Origin of the sequence: Pseudofrankia sp. EUN1h (genome assembly GCF_001854645.1) — a bacterium.
GTDB classification, from domain to species: domain Bacteria; phylum Actinomycetota; class Actinomycetes; order Frankiales; family Frankiaceae; genus Pseudofrankia; species Pseudofrankia saprophytica.
Window position 1 is genome coordinate 25,841 of sequence record NZ_MBLN01000043.1, and the last position, 17,262, is coordinate 43,102.

Here is a 17,262-nt window from a genome sequence, read left to right on the forward strand (position 1 = left end):
CAGACTTCCGCCCGTGACCAGCACCAGCAAACCCATGGAGCGTCACGCCAGCACCTCCGACCAGCACGTTCGAAGATGGCGAAGGCTCAAAGGACGAGCACGGGGGCCCCTTCCTCGGCGGGCCGGGTGCCGGGGCGTAGGAGCGCGCCGATGACCACCGCGGCGGCGGCGAAGATCGTCGCGGTCCACCAGAAGGCGGTCGTGTAGCCGCTGAGGGTCGCGTGGGCGGCGGCGGTGCCGCTGGCGGGGTGGCTGGTGAGGTAGTCGCTGGCGGCGCTGGCGGCGATGGTGGACAGCAGCGCTGTGCCGATGGAGCCGCCGACCTGTTGGGCGGTGTTGACGGCGGCGGAGGCGACGCCGGAGTCCTCGGCCCCGACGCCGAGGGTCGCGCCGGCTATGGTGGAGGCGAAGATCAGGCCGCTCCCGGCGCCGACCACGATCAGGGGCGGCAGGATCTGGGTGGCGTAGGTGGCGTGCAGGGTGAGCTGCGCGAGCCAGGCCATGCCGCCGGCGGCGATGATGAAGCCCGCGGCGACGAGTCGTCGGGAACCGAGGCGGGGCTCCAGCGTGCTGGTGGCGAGCGTGGCGCCGACCGCCGTCGCGCCGACCAACGGGAGGAACGCGAACCCGGTCCTGATCGCGGAGTAGCCCAGGGTGTTGCGCAGGTAGTAGGTGAGGAACAGGAACACCGCGAACATGCCGACGCTGACGGTGAGCATGGCGAGCAGGGAGCCGCCGCGGTCGCGGTCGCGCAGCACCCGCAGCGGCAGCAGCGGGTGGGCGACCCGGGCCTGCAGCATGGTGAACACGGCGAGTCCGGCGGCGCCGGCGGCGAGGAACGCGAGGGTGGTGGTGTCGCGCCAGCCGTCCGTGTCGGCGTGGGACAGGCCGTAGACGAGGGCGAACAGTGCGCCGGAGACGGTCACGGCGCCGGGAATGTCGAGGTGGGGCCGGTCGGCGGACCGCTCGTGATGCAGGAGGATGAGCGCGCCGACGGCGGCGGCGGCGGCGAAGCCGACGTTGACGTAGAGGGACCAGCGCCAGGACAGGTATTCGGTGAGGACCCCGCCGAGCAGGAGACCGATGGCGCCGCCGGCGCCGGCGATCGCGCTGTAGATCCCGAACGCCTTGCCGCGTTCGTCGGGGTCGGTGAACGTGGTGGCCAGCAGCGACAGCCCGGCCGGAGCGACGAGGGCGCCAAACAGCCCCTGTAGGGCGCGGGCGACGACGAGCACCTCGAAGCTGGATGCGGCACCGCCGAGCGCGGATGCCGCGGCGAACCCGACGAGCCCGATCAGGAAGATCCGCTTGCGGCCGAACAGGTCGCCGATCCGGCCTCCGAGCAGCAGCAGGCTGCCGAACGCGAGCGCGTAGGCAGTGATCACCCACTGTCGCGAAGAGTCGGAGAAGTGCAGCGCACTCTGCGCGGACGGCAGCGCGATGTTCACGATGGTGGCGTCCAGGACGACCATGAGCTGGGCGATCCCGAGGACGCCCAGGATCAGCCACCGGCGCGCATGGTGCGGGTTGGGGGGGTGGCCCCTGTCGGCGGGTGCGGTGTCGGCGGGTGTGGTGTCGAGGGTCACGGGAGTCTCCTTCGCGTGCTGGGTGTGGGAGAACGAGCGGACGGCCGCGGCGGCGAGGGCCACGACGACGCCGCCGGCGATGGCATCGAGGAGGTAGTGGTTGGCGGTGCCCATGACCACGAGCGCGGTCAGCGGCGGGTAGACGACGCCCAGGGCTCGGATCACGGGCCTGCGGGCGTGACGGGCGATGAGCCAGCCCGACCACAGCGCCCACCCCACGTGCAGGGACGGCATGGCCGCGAGCTGGTTGGTGAGGCTGCCGAAACCGCGGGGTGCGCTGCCCTCTCCGGCCCACCAGCCCCAGCGGTGGGTGTCGGCGAGCGTGTCGTGGAAGGCGCCGCCGGGCAGCAGTCGCGGCGGTGTCGTGGGGAAGAGCCAGAAGCCCAGGAGAGCGACGAGGGTCGCGACGGCGAGCGTCGTGCGGGCCGCGCGGTAGCTGTCGGGATGGCGGCGGTACAGCCAGATCAGGACCGCCGGCGTGACGACGAAATGCAGGGCGGCGTAGAAGTAGCTGGCGATCACGGCAAGCGGCGGCACATGCCAGAGGAACTGGTTGAGCGCATGCTCCGGAGCCAGGTGCCACGCGCGTTCCCAACCGCTCAGTGTTCGGCCGTGGCGGTCGGCGGCGGCCGGGTCCCCGTTCCGCACCTCCTTCCGATGGATCGGGGCTCGAGGAGCCGCCGCGATCAGGCGGCGGCGGCCATCGCGGTGGTGAACCCGGCGGCCTCGATGCCCTCGCCGGTGAGCGTGGAGACGAGCGCGTCGAGGTTGGCGGCGGTGCGGGCTACCAGGGCGACGGTGAAGCCCTTCTCGCCGAAGGCGCGGGCGATCTCGAGCCCCATGCCGGGGCCGGCTCCGACGATGGCGATGACAGGCATATCGCTCTCTTCTGGTTGATGGGTGGCTGAAACGGTGGGTGACGTACGAGGGCTGCCGGCGGCCGCCGCCGGGGCCGGAGTGTCAACGCTCCGGCGAGCCGCTCTCGGGGCCAGTGGTGGACACGACTTCCGCGGCCGGGGCGCAGATCCCGGTCTCGGCGTCGCAGTAGCCGATCGGCTCGTCCTGGACCAGGAACTCCAGCGGCGCCTCGGGCGTGGGTCTCTCGTCAGCCATGGATCTGCTCCCAGGCCCGGTCGATGGCGCTGGCGTACTGGCTGACGCTGACCGCCCCGGGGATGCCGAGCCGCTCGCCGAGGACGGTGACCGGCACGCCGCGCGCGCCCAGCCGCACGGCGGCGTCGTGGTCGGCGCGCACGGCCTGGGCGTAGCGGTCGGTCGCGAGCACGTCGCGGATCTCGTCGGCCGGGATGCCGAGGTTCTCGCCGACCCGAACGAGGGTGTCGGGCGCGAACGCCTCCTGGTTGCCGGTGAACACCTCGGCCTGCAGGCCGCGCAGGTACTCCCAGGCGACGCCGTGCTCCGCGCCGAGGTGCACGAGGCGCAGCATGTCGAATGTGCCGCTATAGGGGCGGTCGACCGCGTAGGGCAGGCCGTCGCGCACGGCCTCCGCGGCCATGCCCTCCTCGATCGCGCGGGCCTGCGCGGCGGGCACGCCGAACTTGCTGGCCAGGTGGTCGACGGTCGGCGAGACGGCCGTCGTGGCCGTCGGGTCGAGCTGGAAGGTACGGGTCCGCAGGTCGATGTCCGCCGCGTGCCGGGACCGCTCGATGGCCAGGCTCAGGCGGTGCTCGCCGATGTAGCACCAGGGGCAGAGCACGTCCGCCCACATGTCGATCGTCAGTCGGGTGGATGTCGGGGCATCCGCGGACGGCGTCATCGGAGGACCACCTTCCAGTAAGTTGAGGGTCTCTCAGGATCGGAGGCTACCAGCTAACTTGAGTAGCCCTCAAAATGAGTCGGGATGGACATGACGGAAGCGAAGGCGGAACCGAAGGCCGTACGGCGTGACGCGCGGGACAACGCCGCGAAACTGCGCGCCGCCGCGCTCGAGATCTTCCTGACCACGGGGCTCGACGCGTCGCTCGGCGAGATCGCCCGGGCCGCGGGCGTCAGCATCGGCACCCTCTACCACCGCTTCGGCTCCCGCGAGGGCCTCATCGACGCGGTCATGCCCGACATCGCCGCCCGGAAGCTGCAGACCCTGGGAACCAGCGTTCAGGCGAAGGAGACGGCGCGGGAGCGCCTGGAGACGTTCGTCCACGCGATGATCGACATCCAGGTCGCCGATCCCGCCCTGAACGACGCGTTCCTGCGCCGGTACCCGGACGCGCTGGCGTTGCAGGGCGAATGTGACCGCGCGGCCGCGCTCGGACGGGACCTCGTGCGCGCGGCGCATGACGAGGGATCACTCTCGTCGAGCTTCACAGAGGACGATCTGTTCTGCCTGCTGTGGCTGGCGGGTGCGGCCAGCCGGGCCCCCGCCGCCCCGGAGGGTTGGCGCCAGGTCCTCGACCGCGCCCTGGAGTCGGCCTGGACCGCCCCCCGCTGACGAGGACCGCCATCAGGCCCGCGGCCACCGCGTCCGGGCGCTTGTGCGCAATCCTGCCGCCGTCCAGGCCCCAGCTGGGGTCGAGCTGATCCAAGGCACGCCCGCGAACATCGACGACATCCGCAAGGCCGCCCAGGGAACCGACGCGGTGATCAGCGCACTCAACAACGCCCGCGCCTCCGACAATCCCTGGGCCAAGCCCATCAGCCCGCCCGCCTTCATGACCGACGCTGCCCGCGACACCCTGGCCGTGATGGGCGAGGAGGGAATTCGACGGATCGTCCTGGTCTCCACCCAGGGCGCCGGGGATGACTGGGCACGGCTCAACCCCGTGGCCAAGGCCGCCATTAAGCTGTCCAACGTCAAGTTCTCCTTTGACGATCACACCGGCGTCGACAGTGTCGTTCGCGCCTCCGGCACCGACTGGACCCTGGCCAGGGCCGTCGTGCTCAGCGACAAACCAGGTGCGGGCCATGTGCGAGCGGCCGAGGCCGGCACCGCCAAGCCCGGTCGTCGGATCAACCGCGCCGACCTCGCCGGATTCCTCCTTGACGCCGTGGAGCAAGACACCTGGATCCAGCAGGCGCCACTGGTGTGGAACTCGCCAGGCTGACCGCCCCGTGCCGGGCAACGCAACGCCAGAGCTTCCCCTGGGGCAGGACCGTGCAGACCGCCGCGAAGGTCTGAAAGGCGGACCTGCGCCGCGATCTATGCCTTGCGTGTGCCGTCGAGAAACATCGTCACGGTTGTCTGACGATCCGGGCGATCGCCCGGTCCACCGGCAGCTCGTCCAGGTTCGCGGCGGCGTAGGCGTCGGCCAGCTCAGTCGTCCCTGCGACGGCTAGGCCGTTTCTCGTGGATCATCTGAGCCAGATGAAGATCGACGCAATGATGATCTCGTTGTAGAAGTAGTGGGCGCGCTTGGTGTAGCGGGTCGCCAGCGCGCGCCACTGCTTGAGCCGGTTGAAGAACCGCTCCGACGACGTTGCGGTTCTTGTAGCGCTTCTTGTCGAACTTCGGTGGCCGGCCGAACTATCTTGATCCACGAGAAACGGCCTAGTAAGGAAGATCGACTACCGCGCCCTCGGCGGACCCCAGAGCCCGCTACCGACGGACGTGCGCACCGCTTACCTCCGCGAACCCGCCGGCATCAACCCCGTCCATGGCCGTGCTCCCGTCCGCGCCGCGGTGGCTGCGGCGAGCACGACCACCGCGCTGCGGATACTCGAACTCCCCGACCCGGGGCCGGCCGTCGACGACCTGCGTCCTCTGCTCAGAAAACCCCGCTCGCAGGACCGGAAGCAACTGGCCAGGAACACCAGCCCGACCCTGATGGACATCATGCGACTCCTCTGGCCATAGCCCCCAAGCCGCCGCACCGGAGCGCCCGCCGCGCGGGACTGCCAGCAGTGGCCGACGCCATGACCAGACCGCCCGGCAGCCGCCCGCCCGCAACGCCGACGTCCGGTTGAGTGTTGAGTTCAGGGCGTGATCCGCATACCGCCAGCCTTCACAGCGCTGACGGCAGCCCGTGAGGGCGACGCCGGCCGCCGCTGGCTCGAACAACTTCCCGCCCTCATCGCCGACGTGCTCACCGTCTGGGGCCTGGAAGAGGCCGGCGATCCAAGGCACGGCCAGGTCGCACTCGTGCTGCCCGTCCGGCGGCACACCAGCGAGGACTGCATGCTGAAGGTCTCCTGGCCCGACGAGGAAACCCGCCACGAGCCAGCCGCGCTGCAGGCCTGGTCAGGCCACGGCGCGGTCCTGCTCCTAGCTGTCGATCAGCGGCGAGGCGCGATGCTCCTCGAACGCCTCGACGCCTCCACCACCCTGGAGCACCAGCCGATTGCCCACGCCCTCCGTGTCGCTGCGTCGGTCCTACACGAGTTGCACATCCCTGCTCCGGCCGGCCTGCCGACGACCGCGGCGACCGCCGAGCGGTGGCAACAGACGCTGTCCTACGAATGGCGCCGACTCGGCGAACCGGGACCCGCCCGCCTCATCGACGCAGCGACCGAGACCTGCGGCCACCTCGCGCGCGACACCGCGCCTCAGGTCCTGCTGCACGGCGACTTTCACTTCGCCAACGTCCTCGCCGGCGCCCGCCAGCCCTGGAACGCCATCGACCCCAAACCACTCGCCGGCGCTCCCGAATACGACCTGCTACCACTGCTGCGGAACCGCTGGGACGACATCACCGCCAGCCGCCAGCCCACCCACGCAGTCCGCTGGCGGATCGACACCCTCGCGGAAGCCAACGGACTCGACCGGACGAAAGTCCACGCCTGGAGCTTCGTCCGCAGCGTCGATGACGCGCTCTGGGGCCATGCCCAGCACGACAGCCAGTTCGAAGCGATCGCCTGGGAGATCGCACACGCCCTGGCTAGCTGATCGGGGCTGGTGCCCGAGCTCACGGGACGACCTTCAAGATCCCAGTGCTATCGCTCCGAGCAGGGGCCGCAGCTCGTCGATCAGCGCATCGACGCTGGCCCCGCGCTCGACAGCACGCGAGATCGCCAAGGCGACAGACGGCTCCGCCGCAGCCGCGACGAGGTCGGGTCGTTCCTCACGCCAGGCAACGGCCGCCGCCCCGCGCCCKGGAGGGCGATAGAAGTAGTGGCAGGTCACCAGGAGCCCGGTCACCGCTTCCACCACCTCGTCGACGGGTCCGACGACGGTGAAGCTGCGGCGGCTGATCTGGGGATACRCACGACCATGGACGTCGCCGCTCCGGCATAGGGATCCCGCCAGCCGTAGTGGAGCACGCCGACTCCGGTCTGGAGAGTGTAGGTTCCCCCGTTGATCAACGGGGGAACCTACACCGGCCATAGGCCCGGCCGGCCGCAACCGGTGGTTTGCCAACCAAGCGCTTGTTAGAGTCCACACGGTGCGGAAGCCTCCGGGGGTTCGGGGCGCGTCACGGACGGCGAGGGCCCGGGCGCGCCGACGATCGACGGGCATGGCGACCTGGGTGCTGGAGGCAAAATGATCACGACGGTGGTGGACGGCGCGGGAATCGCCGAGATCGTCGTCGACTACCCGCCGGTGAACGCGCTGCCGGTGGCCGGGTGGTACGCCCTCGCGGATGAGTTGCGCGCGGCCGGCGCCAACCCGGCGGTACGGGTGGTGGTGCTGCGAGCTGAGGGCCGCGGGTTCAACGCGGGCGTGGATATCAAGGAGATCCAGCGCGATCCGGGCCATGGCGCGCTCATCGGCGCGAACCGCGGCTGCTTCGCCGCGTTCGCCGCGGTCTACGACTGCCCGGTGCCGGTGGTCGTCGCCGTGCACGGTTTCTGCCTCGGCGGCGGGATCGGGCTGGTGGGCAACGCGGACGTGATCGTCGCGAGCGAGGACGCCACCTTCGGGCTCCCCGAGGTCGACCGGGGCGCGCTCGGCGCCGCGACCCATCTCTCCCGGCTCGTCCCGCAGCTCAAGGCCCGGGCGATGATGTACACCTCCGCCACGGCGACCGCGGCCGAACTGCACGCCTTCGGCTCCGTCCACACCGTCGTCCCCCGCGCGCGGCTGCGCGACGCCGCGCACGCGCTCGCCGCCGAGATCGCCGCGAAGGACCCACGGGTGATCCGGATGGCGAAGGAGGCGTTCAACGGCATCGACCCCTGGGACGTCAAGCGCAGCTACCGCTACGAGCAGGGCTTCACCTTCGAGCTCAACCTCGCCGGCGTCGCCGACGAGGTGCGCGCCGGCTTCGGCTCCTCCCCCGGGCCCGCCAGGCCGCAGGAGCCGGTCGACGCGAAGGCCGACACCGCGGCCGGCGACGAGCCGGCCGGCGACGGCGACGGCGGCCGCGCCTGATGGACCTGACCTGGTCGGACGAGGATGAGGCATTCCGCGTCGAGGCACGGGCCTGGCTGAGCGCGAACGTGCCGGCGGCACCGTTGCCGTCCGGCGACACCCGCGCGGGCTTCGCCGCCCATCTGGAGTGGGAGGCGAAGCTCTTCGCTGCCCGCTGGGCGGTCGTCTCCTGGCCGGAGCGCTACGGCGGCCGCGAGGCAAGCCTGTGGCAATGGCTGGTCTTCGAGGAGGAGTACGCCCGCGCCAGCGCGCCGCAGCGGGTCACCCAGAACGGGATCTTCCTGCTCGCCCCGACCGTGTTCGAGTTCGGCACCCCGGAGCAGCAGGATCGCGTCCTGCCCCGGATGGCGGCCGGGCTGGACACCTGGGCGCAGGGCTGGTCGGAGCCGGGCGCCGGCAGCGACCTCGCCGGGCTGCGCTCCGCTGGCGTGCGAGACGACGAGCGCGGCGGCTGGCGGCTGTCCGGTCAGAAGACATGGACGACCCGCGGCGCGTTCTGCACCCACCTGTTCGGCCTGTTCCGCACCGACCCGACGGCCGGCCGGCATCGCGGCCTGACCTATTTCCTGGTGCCGCTGGACGCGCCGGGGGTGACGGTCCGCGGCTTCGACCGGCTCGACGGCGACGAGGGCTTCGCCGAGGTGTTCCTCGACGACGTGTTCGTCCCGGACGAGAACGTGCTCGGCGGCGTTGGCAAGGGCTGGCAGGTCGCCATGGCGACCACCGGCTCCGAGCGGGGCCTGACCCTGCGCCCGCCTGGCCGGTTCCTGGCCACGGCGAACCGGCTGGTCGAGCTCGCCCGCTCCGTCCCCGGCGGCGCCTCGCCCGCCCTGCGCGACCGGGTCGTGCAGGCCCACATCGACGCGCGGGCATACCAGCTGTTCACGCTCCACCAGGTCAGCGGCATGCTGCGCGGCCGCCAGCCGGGGCCCGCGTCCAGCCTGAACAAGCTGTTCTGGTCGGAGATGGACGTCCGCATCCACGAGACCGCGCTGGACCTGCTCGGCGAGGGCGCCGAGGTGGACGGGCCGTGGAGCCGAGGCTTCCTGTTCTCGCTGTCTGGCCCGATCTACGCCGGGACGAACGAGATCCAGCGCAACGTCGTCGCGGAACGCCTGCTCGGCCTGCCCCGCGCCTGACCCGCCCCGGCCGAAAGCAAGACCGACCAAAGAAGCACGACAGGACCGAAAGCACGACCAGACGGACCAGACCAGACCGGAGAAAGGGGGCCGGATGGACTTCGAGCTCGACCAGGAGGCGGTGGCGCTGCTCGCGGCGGCGGGCGCGGTCCTCGACGCCGAGGCGACGCCCGACCTGATCCGCGCCGCCTGGCCCGACGCCGGCCGAGGCTTCCGCCCGGCCGGGCCGGAGCAGATGCGCAAGGTGTGGACGACGCTCGCCGACCAGGGAGTGGTCGGCGCGCTCGTCGGCGAGGACGCCGGTGGGCTGGGGCTCGACCTCGGGCACGTCGTCCCGCTGCTGGAGCGCGTCGGCTACGTCGGCCTGCCGGTGCCCGCCGTCGAGACGATCATCTACGCGGCCCCGCTGCTGGCCGCCGCCGACCATCCCGCGCTGCCCGACGTCCTCGCCGGCCGGGCCCTCGTCGCAGTCGGCGCCACCACGGTCGGCACCACCACGGCGGCCGGCGAGACGCTGGTTCCGCATGGCCAGCAGGCCGATCTGGTCATCCTTCCCGTAGGCCGCTCCAGCTCGCCCGGGGGCGGCTTACGGCTGTTCGCCGCCKGTGAGCTGGCGTTGGAGCCGGTGACGACCGTCGACGGCGCCCGGGCGCTGGCCCGGCTCATGGCCGCGCCGGCCGACGACGCCGGCACTGTGCTGGTGCGCGACCCCGAGGCCGCCCGGTCCGCCGCCGACGCGGCATGGTGGCGGACGGCGCTCGGAACGTCCGCGGTGCTGGTGGGTCTGGCCGCCCGGATGCTGTCGATCACGGTCGCGTACGTGAAGCAGCGCCAGCAGTTCGGCGTCCCGATCGGCAGCTTCCAGGCGATCAAGCACGCACTCGCGTCGGCGCACCTCGCGGTCGAGTTCGCCCGCCCGGCCGTGCTCGCCGCCGGCTGGGAACAGGCMGACGCCCACTCCCCCACCCGCGGTCTCGCCGCCGGTCCGCCACCGGAGGCGCGGGACGGGCGGGACGGGCGGGACGGGACCAGCGTCGCGAAGGTGCTGGCCGCGGACGCCGCCCGGCTGGCGGCCCGGGCGTCGATCCAGTGCCACGGCGCGATCGCCTACACCACCGAGTACGACCTGCACCTGTTCGCCAAGCGCGCCTGGGCGCTCATCCCCGCCTTTGGCGACCCGGCCTGGCATCGCGCCTACCTGGCCCGCGGCCTCGGCCTGCGGGACGCGGCCGCGGCTGCTGAGGCGCCATAACGAGCGTGGCGGCGGCATGGAACCTGTCCCGTTTCCCCGATGGCGGGCGACGCGGTGAACCACACTCATCACCAAGGTGGCGCGGCCCCGGGCACGGCGAGCCGCGCGAGCGAAGGAGATCGCGATGACCGAGCGGACCTTCCGGCCGGCGGCGCCGGATCTCCCCCCTGTGGCCACGGTCGCCGACACGACGGCGCTGGCGCAGGCCGCGGACGCCACCCGGGTCGCGGGCATCGGCGCGCAGAGCCAGCCGGCGCGCACCGAGCAGGCCACGGCCCCCGCCCTCGACCCCGCCGCGCCCACGCCAGCTGCCGGGGCCGATGCCGGGGCGAGGAGCGAGCCGGAGCCCGACGCGGCCGTCGTCACTGCCACCGAGGTACCGGTGGTGCTCTACGAGGTGGACGGCGCGATCGCGCGGGTCACGATGAACCGGCCGGAGTTCCGCAACGCGCAGAACTCGAAGATGACCTACGCGCTCGACGACGCCTTCTACCGGGCGGCGGCCGACCCGGCCGTCAAGGTGATCATCCTGGCGGGCGCGGGCAGGCATTTCAGCGCCGGTCACGACATCGGGACGCCGGGGCGCGACATCGACCGGTCGTTCGACCGACGCGCGGGCCTGTGGTGGGACCACGTCGGTGAGAGCGGTGCCCAGAGCCGGTTCGCCCGGGAGCAGGAGGTCTACCTGGGGATGTGCCGGCGGTGGCGGGAGCTGCCGAAGCCGGTGATCGCCCAGGTCCACGGCGCCTGTATCGCCGGCGGGCTGATGCTCGCCTGGGTCTGCGACCTGATCGTCGCCTCGGACGACGCGTTCTTCGCCGACCCCGTGGTGCGGATGGGCATTCCCGGCGTCGAGTACTTCGCCCACCCATGGGTGATGGGCCCGCGGGCCGCCAAGGAGTTCCTGTTCCTCGGCGAACGGTTCGACGCCCAGCGGGCCCTTGCGCTGGGCATGGTCAACCGGGTGGTCCCACGCGCCGAGCTGGCCGCCGACGTGACGTCGATCGCCGAGCGGATCGCCACCATGCCGCGTCTCGGCCTCGCCCTCACCAAGAAGGCCGTCAACCAGGCCGAGGACCTGATGGGACTGCAGACCGGCATGGACTCCGTCTTCGGCCTGCACCACCTGGCCCACGCCCACAACGCCGAGGTCGGCGCCGACTCCCTCGCCGGCCAGGATGCCCGCTCCATGCGCGACGCCCGCCGCGCCAGCGAATCCGGCACCTGACCGTCCCGCCCCCGCCATCCGCGGAGACGCGCCGGATCATTCGCCCCGGACGACGTCCTCCGCGGTCGCCGCGGTGAACGCGCGGTCGAACCACAGGTCGGCTTGCTCCGTGTCGGTGCAGGCCAAGATACGGTCCTGGATCTCCGCGGGCACCGCAACGCCACGCTTCTCAAGCAGCGCCAGCGTCGCCCGCGCCACACCCTCGACCCGACCCTCGACCCGACCTCGAGCCTCGGCCGTCGCGTCGATCTCGTTGTAGACGCGGGTCCGGTACCTCCGACCGATGGCGGTGGTCATGAGGAAGGTCTCCCATCGCTTCTGGGCAGCCTCAGAGAGGCGGCCCTTGATCTCATCATCGTAGAAAAGCCACTTGGCGGGGTCCAGCTGGGCGAGCGCCGCCAGCATGGCGGGGAACATCTCGTCGACGTTCTTGGCGTCCACATCGAGGTTGCACAGGTCCGCGAACAGCGTCCTCGCGGGGTGGGCCACCGCAGCCTCCTCTCTCACGACTCGCGGCAGGTCGGCCGGCGTGAAGAACCGCGGAACCGGCAGGGCGCCGCTGCTCGTCTGACCAGCAATCTTGTCCCCGTACCAGGCGGCGGTAGCGCGGTCAGGTACGAGGACCAGCAACGGGGCCTGGACCTTGAACCTGGCCTCCAGCTGGCCGACGTAGATCTTCCAAGTGGCCAGCTTGACAACGTCCCGACCGCGTTGGATCTCGTAGACGAGAGCGTGCACAGCCTTGTTGCTCTTGTCGCGGAAGACCACCATCGCGTCGCTCTGGTAGGTGCTCGGACGGACGTTCGGGTCGACGAGCTCCGCGTGGTCGAAGGCGGGCGCGACGTCGCCGAACACCTCGGTCTGCACCCAGGCAGGCAGGGACGGATCGAGACGGACCAGGTCCAGTGGCGTCTCGTGCTCGTTCGTGGGCATACCGCGACAATACCTGTCGGGTCAGACAGTCCCCCTGTCGGGTTCGACAGCCCCCACGCCACCGCCTCGGCCCGGCCGGGGCTACCCAGCGAACCCGTCACGGCCACCGCGGCCACCGCGTGGCCCCGGCCGGGCCGAGGGCGCTCGCGTCATGAGGAGTTCGATGGCGTCGGCGAGTTCGGCCGCGGGCCGTTGCCCGTCCAGCTCCAGGGTCGATCCCTTCCGCAGCCGCGGTTCGACCGTACGGGCGTAGTAGATGATCTCGTCCTGCTGTTCGACGGTCTTGCCATAGGGGTTGTTCGTTCGCAGCCGCACCCTGTCGATGAGTACGTGAACCGGAGCGCTGAGGAGAACGACGTGCTCGAAGCGGTCGTAGAACCGTCCCTGGTTCTCCACGCAGCCCGAGACGACAAGATCCAAATGCTCGGCCAGCAGCCTGGCCAGACGTCGTTCATCCCACTTGCCGTCGGGTAGCTCCCAGCCGCCGTAGTCGGTGTCCACCGTCAGGTGTCCGCGGCGATGAAGCTCGCGCAAAACCGTGCTCTTCCCCACGCCCGACATTCCCGTCACCAACACCCTTGCCACGGCAAGAACTGTAGGGACCTGAAATACCAGTAGGCGCGCGGTGGCCGCCCCCACATGGTGGGGGCGGGCCGCGCGGCAGGGCCCGTCCTTCAAGCGGAAGACCAGCAAAGATTGAGCTGCCGCCGTGTCAGACGATGCCGCGGGTGAAGGGTTTGCCGAGGGCGGCGGGCTGGCGGGTGCGGCGGACGACCAGGACCATCGCGGCGAGCGCCAGCAGGTAGGGCGCGGCGATCAGCAGCTGGCTGTTCAGCTTCAGGCCGACGGCGGGCAGGGCGAGGCGCATCGCGTCGGCGAGTCCGAACAGGACGACGCCGAGGATCGTGCCGCGCAGCCGCCAGGCGCCGAAGATGACCGCGGCGATCACCAGGTAGCCGCGGCCCGCCGTCATGTTGTCGTTGAACGAGCCGACCGCGCCAACGGCCAGGTGCGCCCCGCCGAGCCCGGAGAACAGGCCGCACCAGAGCAGCGCCTGCCGGCGCCGGATGTTGACCCGGATGCCGGTGACGTCGGCGCCCTGCGGGTTCTCGCCGACGGCGCGCAGCTCCAGGCCCCATCTGGTCCGCTCGACGAGGTACCAGGTCAGCGGGACGAGCCCGAGCAGCAGGTACACCGGCCAGCGCTGGACGAACAGCGGCTCGCCGATGAGCGGGATGTCGCGCAGGACCGGGATGCTGACCTGGGCGACCTGGTGGCCGGTGAGGTCCATGCTCTCGTTGAAGAAGCTGGTCGCGCCGAGCGCCAGCACGTTGAGGGTCAGCCCGACGACGAAGGTGTTCACCGCGAGCCGGTGCGACGCGGTGCCGTGGATCGCGCCGAGGACGAGGCCGGCGATGGCCCCGGCCAGCAGCCCGAGCGTCGCCGAGCCGGTCGCCGACGCGGTCGCCACCGCGGTGAACGCGCCGGTGATCATCATCCCTTCGATGGAGATGTTCATCGTCCCGGCCCGCTCGGCCAGGTACTCGCCGCAGGCCGCGAACCCCAGCGGCGCGGCCAGCCGGATCGCGCTCGACAGGATCGTCGCGCCGTCATCCAGGATCATCGCCGCTGCTCCTCTCCCCCGTCGCCCCCGTCGCCCCCGTCGCTTCGTTCGCCGTGGATCGCGCCACAGGCGTCGCGCACGCCGCATGCGCCGGGCGAGCCGCGCTCGCCGTTCACGCGGCGACCCCGGACGGCGCGGCCTGGGCGGAGGTGGCGGCGGCATGGCGGCGGCGGTCGGTGGCCGACCGCCACAGGGCCAGCAGCGCCGGCGGCAGTACGAAGGCGAACACCAGCAGCGCCTGGGTGATGTCGATCAGGTATGCCGGCACGCCGGTGGAGGCGAGCACGCCGCCGCCGGAGCGCAGCGCGCCGAACACCAGCGCGGTGACGACCGCGGCGATCGGGTTGTCCCTGGCGACCAGCGCGACCAGCAGGCCGTCCCAGCCGTAGTTGTCCGACATCCCCGGCTGCAGCCKGTAGACCTCGCCGGTGAGCACCACCCCGCCGGCCAGCCCGGAGAACGCGCCGGAGAGCACGAGAGCCAGCCCGCCGAAGGTGGCCTCGCGCACGCCGGCGTGGCGGGCGGCGAGGGGGTTGTGGCCGAGCATCCGCAGCCTGAAGCCCCAGCGGCCGCGGGCGAGCAGCACCGCCACGACGATCGCGAGACCTAGCGCGAGGAAGGCGCCGAGACTGATCGTCAGGCCCGGGTAGTCCCCGATGGCGGGCAGCCGGAACGACGGGGCGAGCGCGTTGGACTGCGGCGCGACCACCTGCCCGGCGACGCGGGTCTCCTGCAGCAGCCAGGGCTTGCTGACGACGAAACTGACCAGCTGCTCCGCGAGGAAGATCATGAGCAGGGTGCTGACGACGACGTCGACGCCGCGCCGGTAGCGCATCACCGCGGGGATCGCGGCCCACAGCGCGCCGCCGAGCGCCGAGCAGACGAGCGTCAGGGTCAGCACCAGCGCCGGCGGCCCCTGGGTGCGCAGGCCGACGTAGGCGCCGAGCGAGGCGCCGATCAGTAGCTGACCCTCCTGGCCGATGTTGAACACGCCCGCGCGGCTGCTGATGCAGGAACCGACGGCGACGAGCAGCAGCGGCGTGGCCTCCAGCAGTGTCTGGCTGAACGCGCCCGGGCTGCCGACACTGCCGTCGAGCATCGAGGAGAACACCTCACCGGGCGTCCCACCGACGATCGCGACCAGACCGGCGGTGATGCCGAGCGCGGCGGCGACGGTGAGGACGGTGACCACCGCGACGGCGAGTGGCGGGCTGCCGGACCGGGTTGGCGCGAGCAGCGCCCTGGCCGCGCGGTCGACGGAGCCCAGCGGGCCGCCGGAGCGGGCGAGGCCGGCCGGCCTGGTCGACCCGGTCGACCCGGCCGATCCGGCCGAGTCCTTGGTGTGGGACGGCGTCTGGGTGCTCACCGCTCACCACCTCTCGTCGTCGCGCCGGCTGAGGCGAGGCCGGGCGAAGGGGCGGGACCGGCCGCGCCGCCGACGAGCAGGCCGAGTCGTTCGGCGTCGGCCTCCTCGGGGGCAAGCTCGCCGATCACCCGGCCGGCCGAGATCACCGCGATCCGGTGCGACAAGGCCATGACCTCCTCAAGTTCGGTCGACACGAGCAGCACCGCCACCCCGCGGGCCGCCGCGGCCCGCAGCTCGGCGTACATCCCCTCGATCGCGCCGACGTCCAGGCCGCGGGTCGGCTGGGCGGCGACCAGCACCGCCGGCCGGCCCGCGAGCTCGCGGGCGAGCACCACCCGCTGCTGGTTGCCGCCGGACAGGGTGCGCAGCGGCGCGTCCAGCGACGGGCAGGAGATCTCGAACCGTTCGGCGAGCTGGGCGGCGTGCCGCAGCTGTCGGCGCCGGCTGATCAGCAACCTGCCACTGACGGGCCCGAGGTCGGTCATCACCAGGTTCTCGGCGACGCTCATGTCCAGCACGACGCCGGAGCGGTGCCTGTCCTCGGAGATCACGCCGACGCCGGCGGCGTGCAGCGCGCCGGGCCTGCGCAGGTCGACGGTCCTGCCGGCGACCCGCACCTCGCCACGGTCGGGCACGACCAGGCCGGCGAGCACGTCGCCGAGCGCGAACTGCCCGTTGCCCTCGACGCCGTACAGCCCGACGATCTCCCCGGCACGCACGCCGAGGGTGAAGCCGTCCAGCGGCGGCGCCCCGGTGGGCGCGCTCACGGTGACGGTGTCCAGCTCGAGCACCGCCGCCCCGTCCCGAGCCAGGTCAGCCCTACCGGCTACGGCGGCGACGACCTCGGCAGCCGTGTTCTCTCCAGCGGGGACCTCGGCACCGGTCACGCCGGGCACGCCCGTTCCCGGCGTGACCGGAGTCAGGCCAAGGGCGGCGGCCTCCTCGCCGAGCGAGACCTCCCGGCCGACCATCTCGCGGGCCAGCGTGGCCGCGTCCGTGCCGGCGGTCGCCCGGCGGGCGACGACCCTGCCGCGGCGCAGCACGGTGACCCGGTCGGTGGCGCCGAGGATCTCCGCCAGTTTGTGGCTGATCAGCACGACCCCCTTCGCCGGGGCGTCGTCGTCGGTACCGTCCCGCGTCGCGCCGTCGCCGGTGACGGCACGGCGCAGGACGGCGAACAGGTCGCGGGACTCGGCCAGCGAGAGCACCGACGTCGGTTCGTCGAGCACGATCACGTCCGGGTCCCGGCGAAGGCACTTGATGATCTCGACACGCTGGCGCTGCCCGGCGGACAGCGAGTCGACCCGGGCCAGCGGGTCGACGGTGATGCCGTAGCGCTCGCCGACGCGGACGACGTCCGCGCAGGCCTCGTCACGGCGCAGCCGGCCGCGCCGCCCGCGCAGGCCGGCGAGCCAACCGGCGCCGCGCGGCTCGTTCGCCCCGGCGGCGGCGGGGCCGCCGTCGCGGCCGTCGCCGAGGACGACGTTCTCCCAGACGGTGAGCGCGCCGACCAGGCTGAAGTGCTGGTGGACCATGCCGACACCGATCCCGGCGGCGACGTGCGGGTCGGCCACGTCCACCGGCACGCCGTCGCGCAGGATCACCCCGCTGTCCGGGCGGACCAGCCCGGACAGCACCTTCATCAGGGTGGACTTGCCGGCGCCGTTCTCGCCGAGCAGCCCGTGGATCTCCCCGCGCCGGACGGCCAGGTCGACGCCGTCGCAGGCGATGACCTGGCCGTACCGCTTGGTGATGCCCCGCAGCTCGATGGCCGGGACGGTGGCCGCGGCCGGCGAGGCTCCCGAGGAGCCTCCCCGGTCGGGTCCGCCGATCGAGAAGGCCAGGGGGGCCCGCGGGGTCTGTGTCATC

16 protein-coding genes and 3 pseudogenes are annotated in these 17,262 nt (G+C 72.2%); 8 read left to right on the forward strand and 11 right to left on the reverse strand.

What is annotated here, in order from left to right; translation table 11 throughout:
• Positions 1-86: 86 nt before the first annotated feature.
• From BCD49_RS10710 to BCD49_RS10720, 5 genes and pseudogenes are all read right to left on the reverse strand, one after another.
• On the reverse strand, positions 87-1,586 hold the full coding sequence (locus BCD49_RS10710; protein ID WP_027141398.1) for an MFS transporter: 1,500 nt from the start codon (positions 1,584-1,586) through the stop codon (positions 87-89).
• Positions 1,587-1,691: 105 nt separating this feature from the next.
• Positions 1,692-2,234: pseudogene (locus BCD49_RS46375) on the reverse strand (phosphatase PAP2 family protein); the annotation flags it as partial.
• Positions 2,235-2,296: 62 nt separating this feature from the next.
• Positions 2,297-2,464 (reverse strand): annotated as a pseudogene (locus BCD49_RS10715) (SDR family NAD(P)-dependent oxidoreductase); the annotation flags it as partial.
• An 82-nt stretch (positions 2,465-2,546) separates the two neighbouring features.
• The gene (locus tag BCD49_RS43490) at positions 2,547-2,699 is read right to left on the reverse strand and encodes a hypothetical protein (RefSeq protein WP_007515604.1); all 153 of its coding nucleotides are present in this window, start codon (positions 2,697-2,699) and stop codon (positions 2,547-2,549) included.
• The gene (locus tag BCD49_RS10720; RefSeq protein WP_007515603.1) at positions 2,692-3,363 is read right to left on the reverse strand and encodes a DsbA family oxidoreductase; all 672 of its coding nucleotides are present in this window, start codon (positions 3,361-3,363) and stop codon (positions 2,692-2,694) included. The genes BCD49_RS43490 and BCD49_RS10720 overlap by 8 nt, the downstream gene beginning before the upstream one ends.
• 84 nt (positions 3,364-3,447) lie before the next feature.
• On the opposite strand from BCD49_RS10720, the gene BCD49_RS44975 reads away from it, so the two are divergent.
• On the forward strand, positions 3,448-4,035 hold the full coding sequence (locus BCD49_RS44975; RefSeq protein WP_007515602.1) for a TetR/AcrR family transcriptional regulator: 588 nt from the start codon (positions 3,448-3,450) through the stop codon (positions 4,033-4,035).
• Positions 3,947-4,648, forward strand: a complete 702-nt coding sequence (locus tag BCD49_RS10730; protein WP_083401375.1) for an NAD(P)-dependent oxidoreductase — start codon at positions 3,947-3,949, stop codon at positions 4,646-4,648. Before BCD49_RS44975 ends, BCD49_RS10730 begins: the two co-directional genes overlap by 89 nt.
• A 247-nt stretch (positions 4,649-4,895) precedes the next feature.
• On the opposite strand, the pseudogene BCD49_RS42120 reads toward BCD49_RS10730, so the two are convergent.
• A pseudogene (locus BCD49_RS42120) lies at positions 4,896-5,064 on the reverse strand (transposase); the annotation flags it as partial.
• Positions 5,065-5,151: 87 nt separating this feature from the next.
• Here BCD49_RS42120 and BCD49_RS10735 point away from each other — a divergent pair.
• The 6 genes from BCD49_RS10735 (at position 5,152) to BCD49_RS10765 (ending at position 11,470) form a co-directional block, all read left to right on the forward strand.
• Positions 5,152-5,397, forward strand: a complete 246-nt coding sequence (locus BCD49_RS10735; RefSeq protein WP_007515599.1) for a hypothetical protein — start codon at positions 5,152-5,154, stop codon at positions 5,395-5,397.
• 126 nt (positions 5,398-5,523) lie between these two features.
• Positions 5,524-6,426 carry an aminoglycoside phosphotransferase family protein gene (locus tag BCD49_RS10740; RefSeq protein ID WP_007515598.1) on the forward strand — a complete coding sequence of 301 codons (903 nt, stop codon included), beginning with the start codon at positions 5,524-5,526 and terminating at the stop codon, positions 6,424-6,426.
• A gap of 594 nt (positions 6,427-7,020) precedes the next feature.
• Positions 7,021-7,851: an enoyl-CoA hydratase family protein gene (locus BCD49_RS10750; protein ID WP_007515595.1), complete on the forward strand. Its 831-nt coding sequence runs from the start codon at positions 7,021-7,023 to the stop codon at positions 7,849-7,851.
• Positions 7,851-8,990: an acyl-CoA dehydrogenase family protein gene (locus tag BCD49_RS10755; protein WP_007515593.1), complete on the forward strand. Its 1,140-nt coding sequence runs from the start codon at positions 7,851-7,853 to the stop codon at positions 8,988-8,990. Before BCD49_RS10750 ends, BCD49_RS10755 begins: the two co-directional genes overlap by 1 nt.
• A 94-nt stretch (positions 8,991-9,084) precedes the next feature.
• Positions 9,085-10,242, forward strand: coding sequence for an acyl-CoA dehydrogenase (locus BCD49_RS10760; protein ID WP_071041448.1), 1,158 nt, complete (start codon positions 9,085-9,087; stop codon positions 10,240-10,242).
• Positions 10,243-10,624: 382 nt separating this feature from the next.
• The gene (locus tag BCD49_RS10765; RefSeq protein ID WP_027141399.1) at positions 10,625-11,470 is read left to right on the forward strand and encodes an enoyl-CoA hydratase; all 846 of its coding nucleotides are present in this window, start codon (positions 10,625-10,627) and stop codon (positions 11,468-11,470) included.
• 36 nt (positions 11,471-11,506) lie between these two features.
• On the opposite strand, the gene BCD49_RS10770 is transcribed toward BCD49_RS10765, so the two are convergent.
• The 5 genes from BCD49_RS10770 to BCD49_RS10790 all read right to left on the reverse strand — a co-directional run bounded on the left by BCD49_RS10770 (position 11,507) and on the right by BCD49_RS10790 (position 17,261).
• A complete protein-coding gene (locus BCD49_RS10770) occupies positions 11,507-12,337 on the reverse strand; it encodes a hypothetical protein (protein ID WP_232794415.1) in 831 nt (276 codons plus the stop codon).
• A 147-nt stretch (positions 12,338-12,484) separates the two neighbouring features.
• Positions 12,485-12,988: an AAA family ATPase gene (locus BCD49_RS10775; protein WP_051467522.1), complete on the reverse strand. Its 504-nt coding sequence runs from the start codon at positions 12,986-12,988 to the stop codon at positions 12,485-12,487.
• Positions 12,989-13,115: 127 nt separating this feature from the next.
• Positions 13,116-14,027 carry an ABC transporter permease gene (locus BCD49_RS10780; protein ID WP_007515588.1) on the reverse strand — a complete coding sequence of 304 codons (912 nt, stop codon included), beginning with the start codon at positions 14,025-14,027 and terminating at the stop codon, positions 13,116-13,118.
• A 112-nt stretch (positions 14,028-14,139) separates the two neighbouring features.
• Complete coding sequence (locus BCD49_RS10785) at positions 14,140-15,393, reverse strand: ABC transporter permease (protein ID WP_007515587.1); 1,254 nt, start codon at positions 15,391-15,393, stop codon at positions 14,140-14,142.
• The gene (locus tag BCD49_RS10790) at positions 15,390-17,261 is read right to left on the reverse strand and encodes an ABC transporter ATP-binding protein (RefSeq protein WP_007515586.1); all 1,872 of its coding nucleotides are present in this window, start codon (positions 17,259-17,261) and stop codon (positions 15,390-15,392) included. The genes BCD49_RS10785 and BCD49_RS10790 overlap by 4 nt, the downstream gene beginning before the upstream one ends.
• Position 17,262: the final 1 nt, after the last annotated feature.